The organism is Hymenobacter sp. YIM 151858-1 (assembly GCF_025979705.1).
In the GTDB taxonomy this organism is placed as follows: domain Bacteria; phylum Bacteroidota; class Bacteroidia; order Cytophagales; family Hymenobacteraceae; genus Solirubrum.
Window position 1 is genome coordinate 2,672,835 of record NZ_CP110136.1, and the last position, 18,247, is coordinate 2,691,081.

Below are 18,247 nucleotides of genomic sequence, written 5' to 3' on the forward strand. Positions count from 1 at the left end.
TTGTTTCAACTAACCTACAGGTAACCGGTTACTCCTAGGTTATCCATCATCAAACACCGCCGCCATGCCCACCGCCAAACCCTGCACCGACTACCTGCTGCCCCTGCGCGATGCGATGGACGTGCTGGGCGGCAAGTGGAAAATCCCGGTTATCATGCTGCTCTCGCTGCGCGAACGGCGCTTCAAGGAAATTCAGCGCGAATTGGGCGTAGCAGCCAAGGTGCTATCGAAAGAGCTGAAAGACCTGGAAAGCCACGAGCTGGTGCGGCGCAAGGTGTTTGATACCGTGCCCCTGGCCGTTGAGTACTCGCTTACCGACTACGGCCGCACGCTGGAGAAACTAATCGGCGAAATCCGCGACTGGGGCCTGCACCACCGCGAGCGGATACTCGAGCGCACCTAGGGCACGCACAGCTATATTTGGCCGACTATCCTTTTGCTCCATGCTGCAGATTTCCGGCCGCCACACTCCTAAACTGCTGGCGGTGCTTGCCGGCGTGGTATATGCCCTGGCCTTTCGGCTCGTATTCAACACGGGGCCCTTCGAGCGGTATGGCGGCCTGCTGATGGTGTCGTTTCTGGTAGCGGTGCCGTATGGTTTGGGCATGCTTACGGCGCATTACACCCCGCCCGGACGCGGTAGTGCCTGGCGCTACGTTTTTGCGCCCTGGATAGCCACCACGCTCTTTCTGGTTACGGCGTTTATCGCGCACCTGGAGGGCGCTATCTGCCTGATCATCATTCTGCCGCTGTTCTTCTTTGTTTCGTGGCTGGGTGCGCGGCTTTATGGCTGGCTCGAAAAGCGCCGCAACAACAAGCCCGACGATTACGTGCTGGTTTCGGCCGTGGCGCTGCTACCCCTGGTGGTGGCTTTGGCCGAAAGCCGTTTCGCCACCCCCGACAGCCTGAGGCGCGTGCAAAACGTGGTAGAAATAGCCGCCGCGCCCGCCGCGGTGTGGCCGCACATCGTGCGGGTGCCGCCCATCAGCGCCGCCGACCTAGGGCCCAGCCTCATCGACGACATCGGCTTTCCGCGCCCCGTAGAGGCTACCCTGACCCACGAAGGCATTGGCGGCGTGCGCCGCGCCACTTTTGAGCGCGGGGTGGAGTTCATCGAAACCGTGGATGAATGGGTGCCTTTGCAAAAGCTCTCCTTCAGCATCGAGCCCAACACGGCTACCATTCCGCCCACCACCTTTGATGAGCACGTGATTGTGGGCGGCCGCTTTTTTGACGTGTTGCGCGGCACCTACGAGTTGCAGCCGCTGCCCAACGGCCATACCAGGTTAGTACTCTACAGTCAGCAACGACTCAGCACCAACCTCAACCCCTACGCCGGGCTCTGGACGGATTACGTGATGAGCGAAATTCAGCGCCGCATTTTGCAAGTCGTAAAGCGACGCTGCGAGGCTCCACGGCGGCTCACTGCCCTGCAGCCCTAAAAATGACACCAACAAAAAAGCGCCAGCCGAAGCTGGCGCTTTTGTAAGAATAGCTTGCGCATGGGGGGTTACCGCAGCAGTTGCTGCGTTGCGGCAGCGGCCACTTTGTCCTGCATCTGGCGCACAGCCTGGGCAATGCCGGCTGCATCGTAGCCGCACTCCTTGTACAGCTCGTCCTGCGAGCCGTGCTCCACTACAAGGTCCGGAATACCTAGGCGCTTCACGGGTACGGCGTAACCGTGGTCGGCCATAAACTCCAGCACCGCCGAACCGAAGCCGCCCTGCAGGCAGCCATCTTCTACGGTTACAACAGCCTTGTACCGGCGCAAAACCTGGTGCAGCAATTCCTCGTCGAGCGGCTTGCAGAAGCGCATGTCGTAGTGGCCGGTGTCGAGGCCTTCGGCCAGAAGCTGCTGGGTGGCTTTTACAGCGTAGTTACCGATGTGCCCGATGCTTAGGATGGCCACATCGCCGGCGCCTTGGCGCACGGTACGGCCCGTGCCCACGGCAAGGCGCTGCAAGGGCTTGCGCCACTCCGGCATCACGCCCTCGCCGCGCGGGTAGCGGATGGTAAACGGCCCGGCGTTTTCGGGCAGCGTGGCGGTGTACATCAGGTTGCGCAGCTCCTCCTCGTTCATGGGCGAGGCCACCACCATGTTGGGCACGCAGCGCATGTAGGCCAGGTCGTAGGCGCCGTGGTGCGTGGCGCCATCGGCGCCGGCAAAACCAGCGCGGTCGAGGCAGAATACCACGTGCAGGTTCTGCAGGGCTACGTCGTGCACCACCTGGTCGTAGGCGCGCTGCATAAACGACGAGTAGATGTTGCAGAACGGCACCAGGCCCTGCGTGGCCAAACCGGCCGAAAACGTAACGGCGTGCTGCTCGGCAATGCCCACGTCGAAAGCGCGGTCGGGCATGGCCTTCATCATGATGTTGAGCGAGCAGCCCGAGGGCATGGCGGGCGTAACGCCCATTACCTTGGGGTTTTGCTCGGCCAGCTCCACCATGGTATGGCCAAATACATCCTGGTACTTGGGCGGCTGAGGCTTATCGGGCACCTTCTTGTAAATCTCGCCGGTAATCTTGTCGAACAAGCCCGGGGCGTGCCACAGCGTCTGGTCTTTTTCGGCCAGGGCGTAGCCTTTGCCCTTCACCGTTACGCAGTGCAGCAGCTTGGGGCCCGGAATGCTCTTCAGGTCGTTCAGCAGGGTAGCCAGATGCTGCACATCGTGGCCATCGACGGGGCCGAAGTAGCGGAACTTCAGCGCCTCAAACAGGTTGCTCTGCTTCAGCAAAGTAGCCTTCATGGCCGACTCCACCTTGCTAGCAATCTGCTGCGGGTTAGGCCCGAACTTCGAAAGCTTCCCCAACACGTTCCACAGCTCGTCGCGCACGCGGTTGTAGGTGCGCGAGGTGGTAATGTCAGTCAGGTATTCTTTGAGCGCGCCCACGTTGGGGTCGATGCTCATGCAGTTATCATTGAGGATAACCAGCAGGTTGGTATTCGTGACGCCGGCGTGGTTCAGGGCCTCGAAAGCCATGCCCGCCGTCATGGCGCCGTCGCCGATTACGGCTATGTGCTGCCGGTCGAACTCCTTCTTGTAGTCAGAAGCCACGGCCATACCCAGGGCCGCGCCGATGCTGGTGGAGCTGTGCCCCACGCCAAAGGCATCGTACTCGCTTTCGGAGCGTTTCGGAAAGCCCGACAGCCCGCCGTACTTACGGTTGGTATGAAACTGCGCGCGGCGCCCCGTCAGAATTTTGTGGCCGTACGCCTGGTGCCCCACGTCCCACACCAACTGGTCGTACGGGGTGTTGAACACGTAGTGCAGCGCCACGGTAAGCTCTACCACACCTAGGGAAGCCCCGAAGTGCCCGCCGTAGATCGAGACCGAATCGATGATAAACTGCCGTAGTTCTTGGCTTAGCTGAACCAGCTGGTCTTCGCGCAACTCTTTAAGGTCGGCAGGCGAGTTGATAGCCGCCAGCAGGGGTCCGGGTTCGACAATCATTGGTTTCGGTTACGGCAACGAGTGGGATGGTAGCGGCTAACCACCGTAGTGGCCAGTTTGTTGCGGCCACCCGTTAAGGTAGGCCGACATTAGCCGGCAAAGTTACGACATTTTCAGCCTGGCGGTTCGTAGCTTAACGTGCTGCCGCGGGGCCGGGGTTCCGGTTGAGGTGCATTGTACCTACATGCTTTGTGTTCCGGCTTTGCCCTCACCGGGGTTAGAATAATTTTAACGACCCCGCCTAGGTCAACTACGTATTTTTGCCTGACCACTACCCGCCTACTTGCATGACCACTCCCCAGCAGGACCGCCAGCTGCTCGAAAAATTATCGCCTTCGCGGATGCTGCTGCCGGTTGCTATTGGCCTCGGGGTAGTGGGCTTTATGTTCTGGCGCAGCTACCGCCCCGGCGACCTGGCCCCCCTGGCCGACGCCCGCCCGTTGTGGCTGCTGGTGGTGCTGGCCGTGCTATTTGTGCGCGATGTAGGCTATATGTACCGCATCCGGCATATTTCGGAGCGGCAGCTGTCGTGGCGGCAGAGCATCGATGTGATTATGATTTGGGAGCTGGCTTCGTGCGTGCTTCCATCGGCCGTGGGCGGTACCACGGTGGCTACGTTTATCATCAACAAAGAGGGCGTGCCCTTAGGTAAGTCGCTGGCCTACGTGATGGCAACAGCCATGCTCGATAACTTGTACTTTGTGGTGGTGGTGCCCTTTGTGCTGCTCCTGGCCGGCGACAGTCTTTACCCCACCGAGGTGCTCGAAAGCGGCTTTATTACCACGCTCAAAGTCGCGTTTTGGCTAAGCTACGTACTCACGTTTCTGTACTCCGGCCTGATGGCGTGGGCGCTACTTATCAACCCCCACGTGGTAAAGCGCCTGATTATGCGCCTGTTTTCGGTACGCGGGCTGCGCCGCTGGCGCCGCCGCGCCTGGCAGCACGGCACCGAGCTGGTGTGGGCCTCGGCGCAGCTGCGCGGCAACGGCTGGGCTTACTGGAGCCGCGCGGCCCTCTCCACGGCATTCGTCTGGACGGCCCGCTACCTCGTTATCGGCTGCCTGATTGCGGCTTTTGTGCCGGTAAGCTGGGCTACGTTTGGCGTCATCTTCGCCCGCAACCTGGTGTACAAAGTAGTGCTGCTGGTGGCTATTACGCCGGGCGGCGCGGGCTTTGCCGAGGGTGCCTTCCCGTTCTTCTTCCGCAGCTTCGCCGGCTCGGCAACCATGACGAATTTCATCCTGCTGCTCTACCGCATTGCTACCTATTACCTGTACCTCGTGCTGGGCTCCATCTTCCTGCCGCGCTGGGTCGGCCGGGTGTTTGGCAAAAAGGTGGCACACGAGGTCATGGCTTCCTGATTGGCAACCAATACCTAGGCAACAAACAATAAGCCCCGCGGCGTAACTGCCGCGGGGCTTATTGTTTTATCAGCAAGTGAGGCTGTTGAGCTATTACTCAGCTTCTAGCTGCAGCTCAGCCCCGTCGGCGCTGCGCAGCGTCAGGCGGTCGTCGGTAAGCGTTGCCACATCGAAGGTATTGGCCACGTTTCCGTTGTCGGGCGTCATGGTAATCTTCTTGTTGGCCTGATCGAAGGTGTACTTGCCGTTGATCGACTGCGTGGGCGAGGTCATGACGTACTGGCCATTGCCGAAGAAGCGGATTTCCTCCTGCTTTTGCTCGGAGGTCTGCTTCACTTTGTCGCCGGTAGCGTCTTCTTCGCGGCGGGTTTTCCACACTTTGCTATCGGTGCCGTAGAGCATGTTTTGCCCTTCTACCTTGCCTTCTTTGCTGCCGCAGGCATACATAACGAGGGTCATCAGCAGCAGGAGCGTGCCTAGGTAGTGGAGCGGTGTGTTAAATGCGCGTGTCATAAATGGGTGTCTGGAATGGGGATGGAACAGGGTTCGGCAACTGCGGCGCGGCCGAGTTGGCAAGCGCTGCGCCGTTACTTACGCACCCCCGCTGCAAAGGGTTAAGCGCGCAACTATCTGCTACCTAGCCCGTACACTTTAGCCGAGCCAATGGGTTGCTACCCAGCACCTGTTGCTCGCATCCGCACCCACTTACAAAGACCACACAACCATGGGACTGTTCGATTTCCTCAGCGATAAGGGCGAGAAAAAGCCCGTACAACCTACCCAACCCCAAAAGCCGGCCGGCGGCGCTACCGATTTCTTCGGCAACCAAGCGCAACCGCAGGCAGCCCAACCCGCCGCCGCCCAAGGCGAAACCTACACCGTAGTAAGCGGCGACTCGCTTTCGAAGATTGCCAAAAAGCACTACGGCGACGCCTCCAAGTGGCACCAGATTTACGATGCTAATAAGTCGACGATTGGCAGCAACCCCGACCATATTGAGGTAGGCCAGGTGCTGAAACTGCCCAAGATGTAGGCCTTATTTCTGCTTGATATTGCAACGCCTAGGTCCGACCCCTAGGCGTTTTTTTGTGTAAAATCACTGCCACACCTTATTAATAATCATCTTATAACCAATATTTTACTTCGAACCAAAGCGCAATTGGTTACATCTGACTTCTCGTCCTGAAAAAACTTTTCGCCAGATTTGCGTTTAATGCAACCGGTACTACCTTTGTGCCAGCCCGGCTTACGGCCCGGCGTTTTTTGAAGCATGGTTTATTCCGAAGCGGCGAGAGAACAGGCTCGATGACCCGCTGGCAACCACCAGCAACGCACAAGCTGGCAGGTGCCAAGTCCTGCCCCTACGAGGGGACAAATAAATAGCGTGCTATGGATACCTACCCGCACCCCTACAACACTCCTTCGCAGTTCCGCGCTACCGCGGCGCCCGCTACAACTATGCTTGTAGCCGCTCGCCCCGCTACCGCGACGATGATGCAGCCGCAGGCTATGCGCGCTGCCGAAACGGCGTGTTGTTGCTGTTGTTGGTAGTTGGCCCCGCGGGCGCTTAAAGCCTGCCCCTACCCTTCCCATTTCACATTCTGGCCGCCCGGCTTTTCGGCGGCATGTGGCTTCGCTGCACCCTAGGGTTTCACTTGGGCTGCTGCGGGCCACCACTTCGGCGCACGCGGCTTTGGGCTTGCTGTGGCCGGTTTCCCGCATCGATTTCGCAATCCACAACCCTCTTTCTCAGCATTATCATGTCTCAGCAGAACCTGCACTTCGAAACCCTGCAACTCCACGCCGGCCAGCAACCCGACCCCACCACGGGCGCCCGCGCAGTGCCGCTGTTTCAAACTACATCCTACGTATTCAAGAATGCTGAGCACGGCGCTAACCTGTTTGCGCTAAAGGAGTTCGGCAACATTTACACCCGCCTGATGAACCCTACCACCGACGTGTTTGAGCAGCGCGTGGCGGCGCTCGAAGGCGGCGTGGCAGCGCTGGCAACGGCCTCCGGCCAGGCGGCGCAGTTTATTGCCCTGAACAACATCCTGCAGGCCGGCGACAACTTCGTGTCGACTTCGTTTCTGTACGGGGGCACGTACAATCAATTCAAGGTGGCGTTCAAGCGCCTGGGTATTGAGGTGCGCTTTGCCGACGGCGACAACCCCGAGAGCTTCGAGCGGCTGATCGACGAGAACACCAAGGCGCTGTACCTCGAAACCATCGGCAACCCGGGCTTCAACATTCCGGATTTTGAAGCCATTGCGGCCATTGCCAACAAGCACGACATTCCGCTGATTGTGGATAACACCTTCGGCGCGGGTGGTTACCTGTTCCGCCCCCTGGAGCACGGCGCGCACATTGTAGTAGAATCGGCTACGAAATGGATTGGCGGCCACGGCACCTCCATCGGCGGCGTAATCGTGGATGGCGGCAAGTACGACTTCGGCAACGGCAAATTTCCGCAGTTTACCGAGCCAAGCGAAGGCTACCACGGCCTGGTATTCAATGATGTGTTCGGCAAAAACGGCCCCTTCGGCAACATTGCTTTCATCATCCGGGCCCGGGTAGAAGGCCTGCGCGACTTCGGCCCCTCGCAGAGCCCCTTCAACGCCTGGCAGCTGCTTATCGGCCTCGAAACGCTGAGCCTGCGCGTAGACCGCACCGTGGAAAACGCCCAGAAAATTGCCGAGTGGCTGGAGCAGCACCCGCAGGTAGAGGCCGTGAACTACCCCGGCCTCAAGAGCAGCCCCTACCACCAGCTGGCCACCAAATACCTGAAGCGCGGCTTCGGCGGTGTGCTCACCTTCGCTATTAAAGGCTCGAAGGAAACGGCCACGCAGTTTATCGACAACCTGCAGCTCATCAGCCACCTGGCCAACGTGGGCGACGCCAAAACGCTCATCATTCAGCCTTCGGCCACCACGCACCAGCAGCTTTCCGACGAGGAGCAGCGCGCCGCTGGCGTAACGCCCACGCTGCTGCGCCTGTCGCTGGGCCTGGAGCACATCGACGACATCAAGGCCGATTTGCAGCGCGCTTTTGACGCAGTGCAGAACGCGGCGCCGCTGAGCAACACCGAGGATAACGCTATCCTACTCGAACAACAAGCCGAGCACCCCGCCACGCTGGAAGTATAAAGGGAGGGAAAACTGAGGAAGCCCGCTTCTGCCATGGGGCAGGGCTTCCCTTCCAGCATTGGCACCTAGGCGAAGCGCTTCGGGAGAAAGTGCTTCGCCGCCGCTTCGGCTCCTTTGCTTTCCGGCCCCTTCTTCTGCTCGAGGGGGCCGGGAGCAAAGCATTTCTGACCGCTGCAGCCGCGGGCTGCGGTGTTTTACCACTCCTTTCAGCCTTACCCGAAAGGACCCCGCTATGAGCGAACAACAAACGCTAACCTTGGCCCAACCGCTGCCGCTGGAGTGCGGCGGCGAGCTGGCCGGCGTACAAATTGCCTACCACACTTACGGCACCCTGAGCCCCGCGCGCGACAACGTATTGTGGGTGTGCCACGCCCTCACGGCCAACGCCGATGTGCCGAGCTGGTGGCCCGGCCTGGTGGGCCCCGGCCACTACTACGACCCGGCCGAGTGGTTTATCGTGTGCGCCAACGTGCTGGGCTCGTGCTACGGCACCACGGGCCCTACCTCGCCGGTGCCGCCGCTGGGCCGGCCGCTGTACCAGGCTTTTCCGCGCCTTACGGTGCGCGACCTGGTTGCCGCCCACGAGCAACTGCGCCAGCACCTAGGGCTGGCGAAAATTCATACCGTTATCGGCGGCTCGCTGGGTGGGCAGCAGGCGTTGGAGTGGGCCATTGCGCAACCCAAACTGTTCGAACACCTGGTGCTGCTGGCTACCAACGCGCGGCACTCGCCCTGGGGCATTGCCTTTAATGAGGCGCAGCGGCTGGCCATTCAGGCCGATTGTACCTACCAGGGCGGCGGACCCGAGGGCGGCGTGGCCGGGTTGCGGGCGGCCCGGGCCGTGGCCCTGCTCAGCTACCGCAGCTACGATGCCTACGGCCGCACCCAGGCCGAGCCCGACGAGGACGCCCTACCGGCTTTTCACCGGGCCAGCTCCTATCAGCAGTATCAGGGCGACAAGCTCACGGCGCGCTTCAACGCCTACAGCTACGTTACGCTGTCGCACATCATGGATTCGCACAACGTGGGGCGCGGGCGCGGTGGGCTGGAGGCCGCGCTGCGGCAGGTGCAGGCCCGCACGCTGGTGCTGGGCATTTCGTCGGATGTGCTGTTTCCGCCGGCCGAGCAGCAGTTTATTGCCCGCCACGTACCCGGCGCCATGTACGCCGAAATGGATTCGCCCTACGGCCACGACGGTTTCCTGATCGAAACCGCGCAAATCACGCATTTTCTCGAACGATTCTATGTCCAAACCTTCGTCCACTAACCCCCGCACCCGCATTGGGCTGATTGGTTTCGGCTGCGTTGGGCAAGGGCTGTTCGACATTCTGGAGCGCCACCCCGAGGCCGGTTTTGCGGTAGCGCGCATCGCCGTGAAGAACCCCACCAAGCTGCGCCCGCTGCCGGCCAGCCGCTTCGAGTTTCAGGCCGAGGCGCTGCTGCACGACGCGGAGCTCGATATTCTGGTTGAAGTTATCGACGATGCGGCCGAGGCTTTCCGATTGGTGAGCGAAGCGCTGCGCCTAGGTCGGCGGGTGGTTACGGCCAATAAGGCCATGGTGGCCCGGCACCTGCCCGAGCTGCTGCAGCTGCAGCGCCAGTTTGGCGGCACGCTGCTCTACGAAGCCGCCGTATGCGGCAGCATTCCGGTCGTTCGCACCCTCGACAGCTACTTCGGCCAGGAGCCGCTGCGCTCGGTAAGCGGCATCTTCAACGGCTCCTCCAACTACGTGCTCACGCGCATGACGGAAGGCGGCTCCGACTACGCCGAAGCTTTGGCCGAAGCCCAGGCGCAAGGTTTTGCCGAAACCGACCCCACGCTCGATATGGCCGCTTTCGACCCTAGGTCGAAAGCGGTGATACTGGCCGCCCACGCCTACGGCCTGCTGCTGAACCCTGACGACGTACTGAACCTGGGCATCGAGAACATTTCGTTGGCCGACATTCGCTACGCCGCCGAGCGCGGGCAGAAGATTAAGGTAGTAGCCAGCCTGCAGCCCTTGCCCGGCGGTGGCGCTACCGTGTTCGTAACGCCGCAGCTGGTTTCGGCCGATTCGCCGCTGTACGCCGTGGAGCGCGAGTTCAACGGCGTGGTGGTGGAGGCTGAGTTTGCCGGCCAGCACTTTTTGCGCGGCCGCGGCGCCGGCGGCCACCCCACCGGCTCGGCCGTGCTAGCCGACCTGGTAGCCCTGCGCAACGACTTCCGCTATCAGTATGATAAGCTTAGCGACACAGCAGGTGCTGCAGAAACACCTGATTTGGAGCTGGAAGTATACCTACGCAACGCTCCCGAAGAGCTGCAGAAAATCCTAGGTATTGCTAAGGAATCAGGCGAGACCATTACGGCTGCTCCAGCTTCGGAGGGCACCCTAGGTTATATCAGCCTGAATAAGCTGCACAAGCACCGCGACGCGCTACGGGCCGCCGGCACTTTCGTGGCCCGAACAGGCAGAACCCGGCAAGCCGTTGCTCAGCCAAGGCAATTAGCTAGCGAGCTTCTCGCTGAGTAATTGAACGGGCCGCCCACCTAGGTGGCCCGTTTTGTTTTACTGCAAAATGATGGTGAGGCCCTGCAGCCCTTCACCGCTGAGGTAATAAGTACCCTCGGGCAAATTGCCGCGGGGAATCAGCATGCGCGGCTTGTCCCACATAAAGCGCCGTACCACGCGGCCTCTTGCGTCAATCAGCTCCACTTGCCGCGGCCTGAATGGCTGCTGGCCCGTTGCTTCCAATACAATAAGCTGCTGCGCCGGCACAGGATATATCTGCAGTTCGCCTGCCAGAATATTGCTCCGCGCCGCGCTCAGCACTGTACCGGGTTGCCGCAGCAACGGCCGCAAAAACGCCCGCACCGTTTGGTACGTGGTATCGAAGTACGCGACGCTGCTCGGGCTGCTGCCGTTGTAGGGCACGTGCGGGGCGTTGCGCAAGGTGCGCAGCACGTTCGGAATACCCAGGGCATCGGCGCGGGGCTTGATGGCGCCGCTGCCGAACAGCCGCGGCGAGGCTGCGTAGTTCCAGGCTTTTCCCACCCCGTAGGGCACTACGCCATCGGCGGTGCCGTGCACGCTGCACAGGGGCACGTTGCCGGGCTCCAGCCAGCTCAGGCTACCTAGGGCGCCGCACAGGTTGACGACGCCCGCCACCCGGCTGCTGTAGCCCGGGTTGCCGCTGTTGCCCTCGAGGCCGCCCAGCTGGTTGAGGTTGATATACGACGGTACTTCGGCAGGCTTATCGAGGTAGCCGACCTGCAAAGCCATAAACCCGCCGGCCGATGAGCCGGCGGCAAAAATGTAGCCGGGGTGCACGCGGTACTGGCGCACGGTGGCGGCATCGCGCCGGAAAAACCGGATGGCGGCCCGCATGTCCTGCGTGGCGCGCAAGGCAGCCTGGCCCACGTTCAGGCTATCGAGTGGGAAGAAGCCGGTGCGGTAATCGATGCTGGCGGCTACGTAGCCCAGCTGCGCCAGGCGCGTGCAGATGGCCGCCATAAAGGCATCGTCGCGGTTGCCGGTAAGAAAAGCGCCCTCGTGCGCAAACACAATGAGCGGGCGCCGCCGCACAGTGTCGTTGGTGGGCTCGTAGAGGTCGAGGCGCAGCGTTTGGGTGGTGCCACTGAGGTTGGGCGCCGCGCCGTACTCCACGCCGCGCGTAACGGTTACCTGCTGAAAGCGGGGCTGCCAGTAGCGGCCACCGGTGGTGTCAATCTGCGCGAAAGCAGGGCAGCAGCTCAGCAGTAGCGTAACCCAGATAAGCAGTAGCTGTTTCATGGCAAACAACGTGAGCATTAGCGTACGGCAATAAGCAGCGTCGGTAGTATAGTACCGCATTCTTCGGCGTAGGTTTGCGGCTCAGCTTCACTTGCCATGCCTACTACGCCTCCTGCGCTGCGCCCCCACGACCGGGTAGCCATTGTGTGCCCCGCCCGCAAAGTTTCGCGCGATGAACTCGCGGCCGCCATTGCCGTGCTCGAAAGCTGGAACCTGGAGGTAGTGCTGGGCGAAACCGTGGCCGCTGAGCACCACCAGTTTGCCGGCTCCGACGAAGTACGCATCCGCGACTTCCAGCGCCAGCTCGACGACCCCAGCATCCGGGCTATTTTGTGCGCCCGCGGCGGCTACGGCACCCCGCGCATCATCGACCATATCGATTTTTCGCGCTTTGCCGAGCAACCCAAGTGGATTGCCGGCTTTTCCGACATCACTACCCTCAACTGCCACCTGCTGGCCCTAGGTCACGAGAGCATCCACGGCGTGATGCCGCTGCTTTTCAACCAGCCCGGTGGCGAGCTGGCCCTCGAAAGCCTGCGCCGTGCTTTGTTTGGTGAGCCGGTGAGCTACGCTGCCCCCACGCACGCGCTTAACCGCCTAGGTACTGCCGAAGGCGAGCTGATCGGTGGCAACCTGAGTTTGCTGCAAACCCTGAGCGGCACGCCCTCCGACTGCCCCACCGCCGGCCGCATTCTGTTTTTGGAGGACATCGACGAGTACCTCTACAACGTCGACCGCATGCTGGTGCACCTCGACCGCTCGGGCAAGCTCCGCGACTTAGCCGGCTTGGTAGTTGGCCACTTCACCAACCCGCAGGACAACGCCATTCCGTTCGGCCAAACCAGCTACGAAATCATCGACAGCTACGCCCGCAAGTACCGGTTTCCGGTGGCCTATAACTTCCCCGTAGGCCACGAGCCCGAGAACATGGCCCTGATTTGCGGCCGCCGCGCCCGGCTGGTGGTTACCGAAGACGGCACGCGGCTGGAGTACGTGCAGTAGCCCGGTGCCACTGCCTGGCTAGTGCGTACTACCTAGGGGCTGCAAAAACTGCAAAACGGTTTCGTTGAACAGGGCAGCGTCTTCGCGCGGTGCGTAGTGCGTTAGCTTAGGCAGGATAACCACCTTCGCGCCGGGTATGCTGCTGCCAATGAGGCGAGTATGCGGCTCCAGAATAATATCCTTTTCGCCGGCCAGCACCAGCGTAGGCGCCTGCACCTGGGCCAGCTGCCCGGGCTTGAGGCGCGGGTAGCGCAGCAGCAAATTGGCCAACCGATGCGCCCGCCGGAACTGCGCCCTGAAAGGGTACAACACCGTGCTCAGCAGCTGCATCTGCCGCACCTCACGCAGCATTTTGGCGTCAACGGCGGTGCGGTCGGCAAACAGGTTGCCGCCCATCATCACCAGGCTTTTAACCCGGTTTGGGTAGCGCAGGGCCATGCTCAGCCCGGTGTTGGCGCCGTCGCTCCAGCCTACAACGTGCGCGGCCGGCAGGCGCAGGGTATCAAGCAGGGCTTGCATATCATCGCCAAAAAGGTCGTAGGTGTAGCGGGCCGGCCCGTTGCCCGATTGCCCGTGGCCGCGCGTATCAACGGCAATAACCCGGTAGTGGGCCGCCAGCGCGGCAATTTGCTCGCTAAACGACACGATGGACTCGCCGTTGCCGTGCAACAACAGCAGCGGCTCGCCCTGGCCGTAGGTTTCGTAGTACAGCTTCACGCCATTGGCGGTGGCAAAGCGGCCCGCCTGCCGGTTGCGCCCGTAGGGCACTACCCCGCGCCCTTGCACCTGGTACACGTGCTGGCCGGGCGCGGTTTCGAGCACAGCGCCCGAAAAACCCTGCACCTCCCGGAACTGGTGCCAGCCGCGCGGCACGGCGTCCGGTGCTATTTCACCAGATTCCTCAAACCCCGGGTTTTTCAGCGGCACGGGCACCCATTCGTTGGGCTTCTGCTCTATTTCCAGCGCAAAATCATCGAACCGGAAGGTGCCGTTTCGGTTGTAAACCACCACTACGCCCAAGCTGTCGGCCTTCTTGCTGATGCGGCCCGTAACCGTGTAGGTCTGCCATTCGCGGTTGCGCAAGGCCTTTTGATCGTACCTGAACACCCCGAGCAGCCGCTTGCTTTTCGCGGCGGTTGTCATGGCCAGCAGCCGAACGGTAGCGCCGCCCGATTGGGTGGTATCCAGCCACACTTGTGCCCTCAGCCGGAACGCTTTGCCCGCATAAGGCTTAGCATCGAGGCGCTGATCGAAAGAATTGGCTGTGCCAACAACCGCTTTGTTCTGGGCTTGGGCGACCCCTAGGTGCATGCAGCCCCACGCGAAACAGGCAAGTAAAAGGTGCTTCAAAACAATATTTTAGCAGGTGAATATTTATGCCAAATAACGACAACGCCCCGGCAACTTACGCTGCCGGGGCGGAGGTGAGGGCAACCTGACCTAGGGTTACTCCTGGTACAACGTCGTCAGCACGGTTTGGCCCACGGCTTTCAGCGTGTTGCGGTCGATGATGCTCATGTTGTCCTGCGTGGTGTGGTGGTACGGCGGGAAGTACTCCTCGCCAAACGGCACATGGTCGATGATGTCAATGGTACGCACGCCGGCCTGGTTCGTGAACACGTGGTCGTCGGTGATGCCGGGCGAGTCCTGGGCAATGAAGTAGTCGGAATAACCTAGGCGGTTGGCTACGTTCCAGACTTTGCCGATAACCTCGTTGGCGTTCTGGCGCGAAATCTCCTCGCGCGAGAAACGGGCACCCTTCGCCCCTACCATATCGAGCAGAATGCCATACTCGGCTTTGTAGTTGGCGGGCACCTTGTTTTTGGCCCAGTACTGCGAGCCCAGGCACCAGCTTTCGAGGCCTTGCGCGGCCAGCTTGTTTTCTTTGTTGCCTTGGGTGGAGGTGTCGTGGCCGTAGTCTTCGGCATCGAACAGAATGATATCCACGCCTACCGTGGGCTGCAAGGAATCGGGCTGCGCAGCTAGTTGCCGAGCAATTTCCATGGCCACCGCCACGCCCGAGGCCCCGTCGTTGGCGCCGTCGAAGGGGGCATTGGGCGTTTGCTTGTCCTTATCGGCGAAGGGGCGGGTATCCCAGTGAGCAAACAGCGCCACCCGCCGCGCCGCCGTGGGGTTGAAGCGGGCAATGATGTTGCGGCTGCGCAGCATCACGCCATCGAAAGCCATGGTGGTGAAAGGCTGCTCCAGCACTTGCAGGCCCATTTTTTTGAACTCGCTGACAATCCAGTCGCCGGCTTGGGTGTGGGCTTTGGAGTTGGGCACCCGCGGCCCGAAGCTTACCTGCTTGGCCGTGTACTGGTAGGCCGAATCGGCGCTGAATACCGGGGCCTTGCGCAGCGGCGGCTCGGCAGTGGTTTCGGTTTCGCTGGCGGCCGGCTTTTTATCGGGGCACGCCGTGAGCAGCACCGTAGCAGCAAGCAGAGCAGCAGGGCGCCACAACAGGCGCAAGGGGTTCCACATCATGAGAAAGCAAAACAAATCATCAGAGGTAACAAAGAACGTCATGCTGAGCGTGGCCGAAGCATCTCTACCGCTTCGTCGGATAGTGGTTTCTATCCGGCGTCAGCACGCGAGATGCTTCGGCTACGCTCAGCATGACGTTCTAAAACTAAGCGCAAACCAACTTATTCTTCGTAGGCCCAATCAACGCCGGCTTTGGTGTCCTTCACCAGAATGCCCTGCTCCTTGAGCGCGGCCCGAATGACATCGACCTTAGCGTAGTCTTTGGCGGCTTTGGCCTCCTGGTAGAACTGCAGCGTGAGACCCAACAGCTCCTCGGCGTTGGCGCGGGGCTCGTCGCGCAGGCCCAGGATGTCCTGCACCAGCGTCCGGAACGCCTGCACGGCCTCGCCCAACGCCGCCTCGCCTACCTGCGCCAGCGTGGCCGGCTGGTTGTAGAAGCCGTTGAACTTACGCAGCAGGTTGAACAGCGAAGCAATGCAGCGGGCCGTGTTCAGGTCGTCGTTCAGGCCTAGGTAGCAATCGGCCACCAGCTTGCGCAGCTCGGCATCGGCCGTTGAGGTGTCGGCGGCGCGCTCGGTGCCTTCGGGCAGTTGCAGCCGCTCGATCTGGCGCAGGCCGTTCATCAGCTTGCGGTAACCTTTGCGGGCCGCCTGCAGGCCTTCGTCACTGATATCAACGGTGCTGCGGTAATGCGCTTGCAGCAGGAAGAAGCGCACCACCATGGGCGAGTACGCCTGCGAAAGCAATGCGTGCTGGCCGCCAAACAGCTCCGAAATGGTGATGAAGTTGCCGAAAGACTTGCTCATCTTCTGGCCGTTCACCGTAATCATGTTGTTGTGCAGCCACACGCGGGCCTCGTCGGTGTGCGAGTGGCTGGCCTGGCTTTGCGCGATTTCGCACTCGTGGTGCGGAAACATCAAATCCAAGCCGCCGCCGTGGATATCCGACACCTGCCCTAGGTACTTCCGGCTCATGGCCGAACACTCGAGGTGCCAGCCGGGGAAGCCTTCGCCCCACGGCGAGGACCAGCGCATGAGGTGGCGTTCGTCGGCGCGCTTCCAGAGGGCAAAATCCAGCGGCGAGCGTTTTTCGTCCTGGCCGGCGAGGTTGTCGCGCGAGCCGGAGAGCAGCTCCTCGGGCACGCGGCCCGACAGTTTGCCGTAGTTGTTGCCGGCGCTGTTGTACTTGGGCACATCGAAGTACACCGAGCCGTTGGCTTCGTAAGCAAAGCCGTTGCTGATGATTTCTTCGATCAGCTGAATCTGCTCGATGATGTGGCCCGTGGCCAGCGGCTCGATATCGGGCGGCAAGCAACCTAGGGCCTCCATGTGGCGGCGGTAGCGGTTGGCGTAGTCCTGCGCTACCTGCATGGGCTCGAGCTGCTGGGCGCGGGCCCGCTTGCTGATTTTGTCCTCGCCCTCGTCGGCGTCGCCTTCGAGGTGGCCTACGTCGGTGATGTTGCGCACGTAGCGCACGGTGTACCCCAGGTGACGCAGGTAGCGCGTCAGCACATCAAACACCACTGGGCCGCGGGCGTTGCCCACGTGCGCCTCCGAGTACACCGTGGGCCCGCACAAGTACACGCCCACAAAGGGCGAGTGCAGCGGTACAAACGGTTCTTTGCGGCGCGTGAGCGTGTTGTGGAGCGACAGTGGGTGTTGCATGGGGCAAAGGTAGTGAGATGGATGCGTGGATGAGTAAATGAGTAGATGAGCGGATGGAACAGCGTTTCTGCCCATCCATTCATTTACTCATCCACTAATCCGCTCATCGTAATCGGTACGTGGCCTCCAGCGGAAAGTGGTCGGAGTACGGAATATCGCGGCGCACCTCGCAGCTTAGCACTTGCCATTGCGGGCTGGCAAACTGGTTATCGATGCGCACGAAAGGCAGCTTGCCGTTGTAGCTGGCGCCAAAGCCCAGGCCCGCGGTAGCCCAGGCATTTTGCATGTTATCGGCCAGTTGGTCGTAGGTGTAGCTGTAGGGCAAGTCGTTCAGGTCGCCGCAGAGCAGCACGGGGTAGCGGCTGGCCTCGATGCGGCGCACCAGCGTATCAACCTGCACGCTGCGCTTTACCATGCCCCGCTTCAGGCGCCGCAGCAAGCTGGCGCCCTTGGCCTTTAGCCCGGCTTTGCTCGAGTAGCTATCCACGATGTCCTGCTCGTCCATGCTCATGCTTTGCAGATGGGCGTTGAACACGCGCACGGTGTCGCCCTGGGGCAAGCGCAAATCGGCCCACATGGCATGGTTTTGCGAAAGTTTGCCGAAGCTGATAACCCCGCGCCGCACAATGGGAAAACGCGAAAAAATGGCCATGCCAAACTTGGCGCCGATGCTGTTGGTGAGCGTGGTAGAAACAAAACTCTCGCGGCCGCTGAGCTTGCCAATTTTGCGCTCGGTGTTGAACACCACACCATCGGCCGTGGGTCGGGGCTCGGTGTAAAACTCCTGCAGGCACAGCACGTCGGCCGGGTGCTCGGCCAGCCACTTAATCATGCTCTTGGAGGATTGCAGGTTGGGGTCGCGCAGCTGCGGGTACACATTAAATATGCGCACGTTGGAGCTGAGCAGGCGCACCGTAGCCGGCGCTGCGGCATTGTTGCCAAAAGGGTGCAGGGCCACGCCGCGCATCAGGTGCGGCCAGGTAAGCACCAACACGGCCAGCGGCAGCAGGGCCACGGGCCAGCGCCGCATCAGCCAATACCCCAGCATGGCGGCGTTGAGCGCCAAAGCCCCCGGCAACGACAAGGCCACAAAAGCTGCAGGCCAAAACAACCTAGGCGGCACCTGGGTGCATCCTATGGCTACCAACAGCCACGCAATAACCAGTAAAGTGAATTTGAAAGCTAATGAACGACGCACCGGTACCAACCAAGCTTGGAGCCGCAAACCTACAATGCAATTCGGCGCCCGCCACATCTATAAGTGATATGCACAATAAGGCCGCCCGTTCGTCGTACCTTCATGTCGATATTTTAGTTGCCTCTCTATGCTTCTTTCTACGCTTTACCGGGCCAGTTTAGCCTTGGG

At 61.1% G+C, this 18,247-nt stretch carries 15 protein-coding genes and 1 riboswitch; of the genes, 8 read left to right on the forward strand and 7 right to left on the reverse strand.

Going from position 1 to position 18,247, the window contains the following annotated elements; translation table 11 throughout:
* Nucleotides 1–64 precede the first annotated feature (64 nt).
* Nucleotides 65–403, forward strand: coding sequence for a winged helix-turn-helix transcriptional regulator (locus OIS50_RS11910; protein ID WP_264690861.1), 339 nt, complete (start codon nt 65–67; stop codon nt 401–403).
* Between the two features lie 40 nt (nt 404–443).
* Nucleotides 444–1,442 (forward strand): SRPBCC family protein, encoded by a 999-nt coding sequence (locus tag OIS50_RS11915; protein WP_264690862.1) that lies wholly within the window; start codon nt 444–446, stop codon nt 1,440–1,442.
* A gap of 68 nt (nt 1,443–1,510) precedes the next feature.
* Here OIS50_RS11915 and dxs read toward each other — a convergent pair whose 3' ends face one another.
* Nucleotides 1,511–3,454, reverse strand: coding sequence for a 1-deoxy-D-xylulose-5-phosphate synthase (gene dxs / locus OIS50_RS11920; RefSeq protein WP_264690863.1), 1,944 nt, complete (start codon nt 3,452–3,454; stop codon nt 1,511–1,513).
* 287 nt (nt 3,455–3,741) lie between these two features.
* On the opposite strand from dxs, the gene OIS50_RS11925 reads away from it, so the two are divergent.
* The gene (locus OIS50_RS11925; RefSeq protein ID WP_264690864.1) at nt 3,742–4,815 is read left to right on the forward strand and encodes a lysylphosphatidylglycerol synthase transmembrane domain-containing protein; all 1,074 of its coding nucleotides are present in this window, start codon (nt 3,742–3,744) and stop codon (nt 4,813–4,815) included.
* A 93-nt stretch (nt 4,816–4,908) separates the two neighbouring features.
* Here the strand turns inward: OIS50_RS11925 and OIS50_RS11930 are convergent, their stop codons facing one another.
* Nucleotides 4,909–5,328: a hypothetical protein gene (locus tag OIS50_RS11930; RefSeq protein ID WP_264690865.1), complete on the reverse strand. Its 420-nt coding sequence runs from the start codon at nt 5,326–5,328 to the stop codon at nt 4,909–4,911.
* A 211-nt stretch (nt 5,329–5,539) separates the two neighbouring features.
* Here OIS50_RS11930 and OIS50_RS11935 point away from each other — a divergent pair, with 211 nt between their 5' ends.
* The 4 genes from OIS50_RS11935 to OIS50_RS11950 all read left to right on the forward strand — a co-directional run bounded on the left by OIS50_RS11935 (nt 5,540) and on the right by OIS50_RS11950 (nt 10,471).
* On the forward strand, nt 5,540–5,848 hold the full coding sequence (locus OIS50_RS11935; protein WP_264690866.1) for a LysM peptidoglycan-binding domain-containing protein: 309 nt from the start codon (nt 5,540–5,542) through the stop codon (nt 5,846–5,848).
* Between the two features lie 239 nt (nt 5,849–6,087).
* Nucleotides 6,088–6,197, forward strand: a riboswitch (SAM riboswitch).
* 378 nt (nt 6,198–6,575) lie between these two features.
* Nucleotides 6,576–7,961: an O-acetylhomoserine aminocarboxypropyltransferase/cysteine synthase family protein gene (locus OIS50_RS11940; protein WP_264690867.1), complete on the forward strand. Its 1,386-nt coding sequence runs from the start codon at nt 6,576–6,578 to the stop codon at nt 7,959–7,961.
* Between the two features lie 232 nt (nt 7,962–8,193).
* The gene (locus OIS50_RS11945) at nt 8,194–9,228 is read left to right on the forward strand and encodes a homoserine O-acetyltransferase family protein (protein WP_264690868.1); all 1,035 of its coding nucleotides are present in this window, start codon (nt 8,194–8,196) and stop codon (nt 9,226–9,228) included.
* Nucleotides 9,206–10,471: a homoserine dehydrogenase gene (locus tag OIS50_RS11950; protein ID WP_264690869.1), complete on the forward strand. Its 1,266-nt coding sequence runs from the start codon at nt 9,206–9,208 to the stop codon at nt 10,469–10,471. Before OIS50_RS11945 ends, OIS50_RS11950 begins: the two co-directional genes overlap by 23 nt.
* Nucleotides 10,472–10,507: 36 nt before the next feature.
* Here OIS50_RS11950 and OIS50_RS11955 read toward each other — a convergent pair whose 3' ends face one another.
* Nucleotides 10,508–11,731, reverse strand: coding sequence for an alpha/beta hydrolase (locus OIS50_RS11955; protein ID WP_264690870.1), 1,224 nt, complete (start codon nt 11,729–11,731; stop codon nt 10,508–10,510).
* Between the two features lie 96 nt (nt 11,732–11,827).
* Between OIS50_RS11955 and OIS50_RS11960 the strand changes: the two genes are divergently transcribed.
* Nucleotides 11,828–12,733, forward strand: coding sequence for a S66 peptidase family protein (locus OIS50_RS11960; protein ID WP_264690871.1), 906 nt, complete (start codon nt 11,828–11,830; stop codon nt 12,731–12,733).
* A gap of 18 nt (nt 12,734–12,751) precedes the next feature.
* Here OIS50_RS11960 and OIS50_RS11965 read toward each other — a convergent pair whose 3' ends face one another.
* The 4 genes from OIS50_RS11965 to OIS50_RS11980 form a co-directional block, all read right to left on the reverse strand.
* On the reverse strand, nt 12,752–14,083 hold the full coding sequence (locus OIS50_RS11965; protein WP_264690872.1) for an alpha/beta fold hydrolase: 1,332 nt from the start codon (nt 14,081–14,083) through the stop codon (nt 12,752–12,754).
* 96 nt (nt 14,084–14,179) lie between these two features.
* Nucleotides 14,180–15,259: a M28 family peptidase gene (locus OIS50_RS11970; RefSeq protein WP_264690873.1), complete on the reverse strand. Its 1,080-nt coding sequence runs from the start codon at nt 15,257–15,259 to the stop codon at nt 14,180–14,182.
* Nucleotides 15,260–15,378: 119 nt separating this feature from the next.
* Nucleotides 15,379–16,881, reverse strand: coding sequence for a cysteine--tRNA ligase (gene cysS / locus OIS50_RS11975; RefSeq protein WP_264690874.1), 1,503 nt, complete (start codon nt 16,879–16,881; stop codon nt 15,379–15,381).
* 103 nt (nt 16,882–16,984) lie between these two features.
* Nucleotides 16,985–18,079, reverse strand: a complete 1,095-nt coding sequence (locus OIS50_RS11980; RefSeq protein ID WP_264690875.1) for an endonuclease/exonuclease/phosphatase family protein — start codon at nt 18,077–18,079, stop codon at nt 16,985–16,987.
* Nucleotides 18,080–18,247 lie beyond the last annotated feature (168 nt).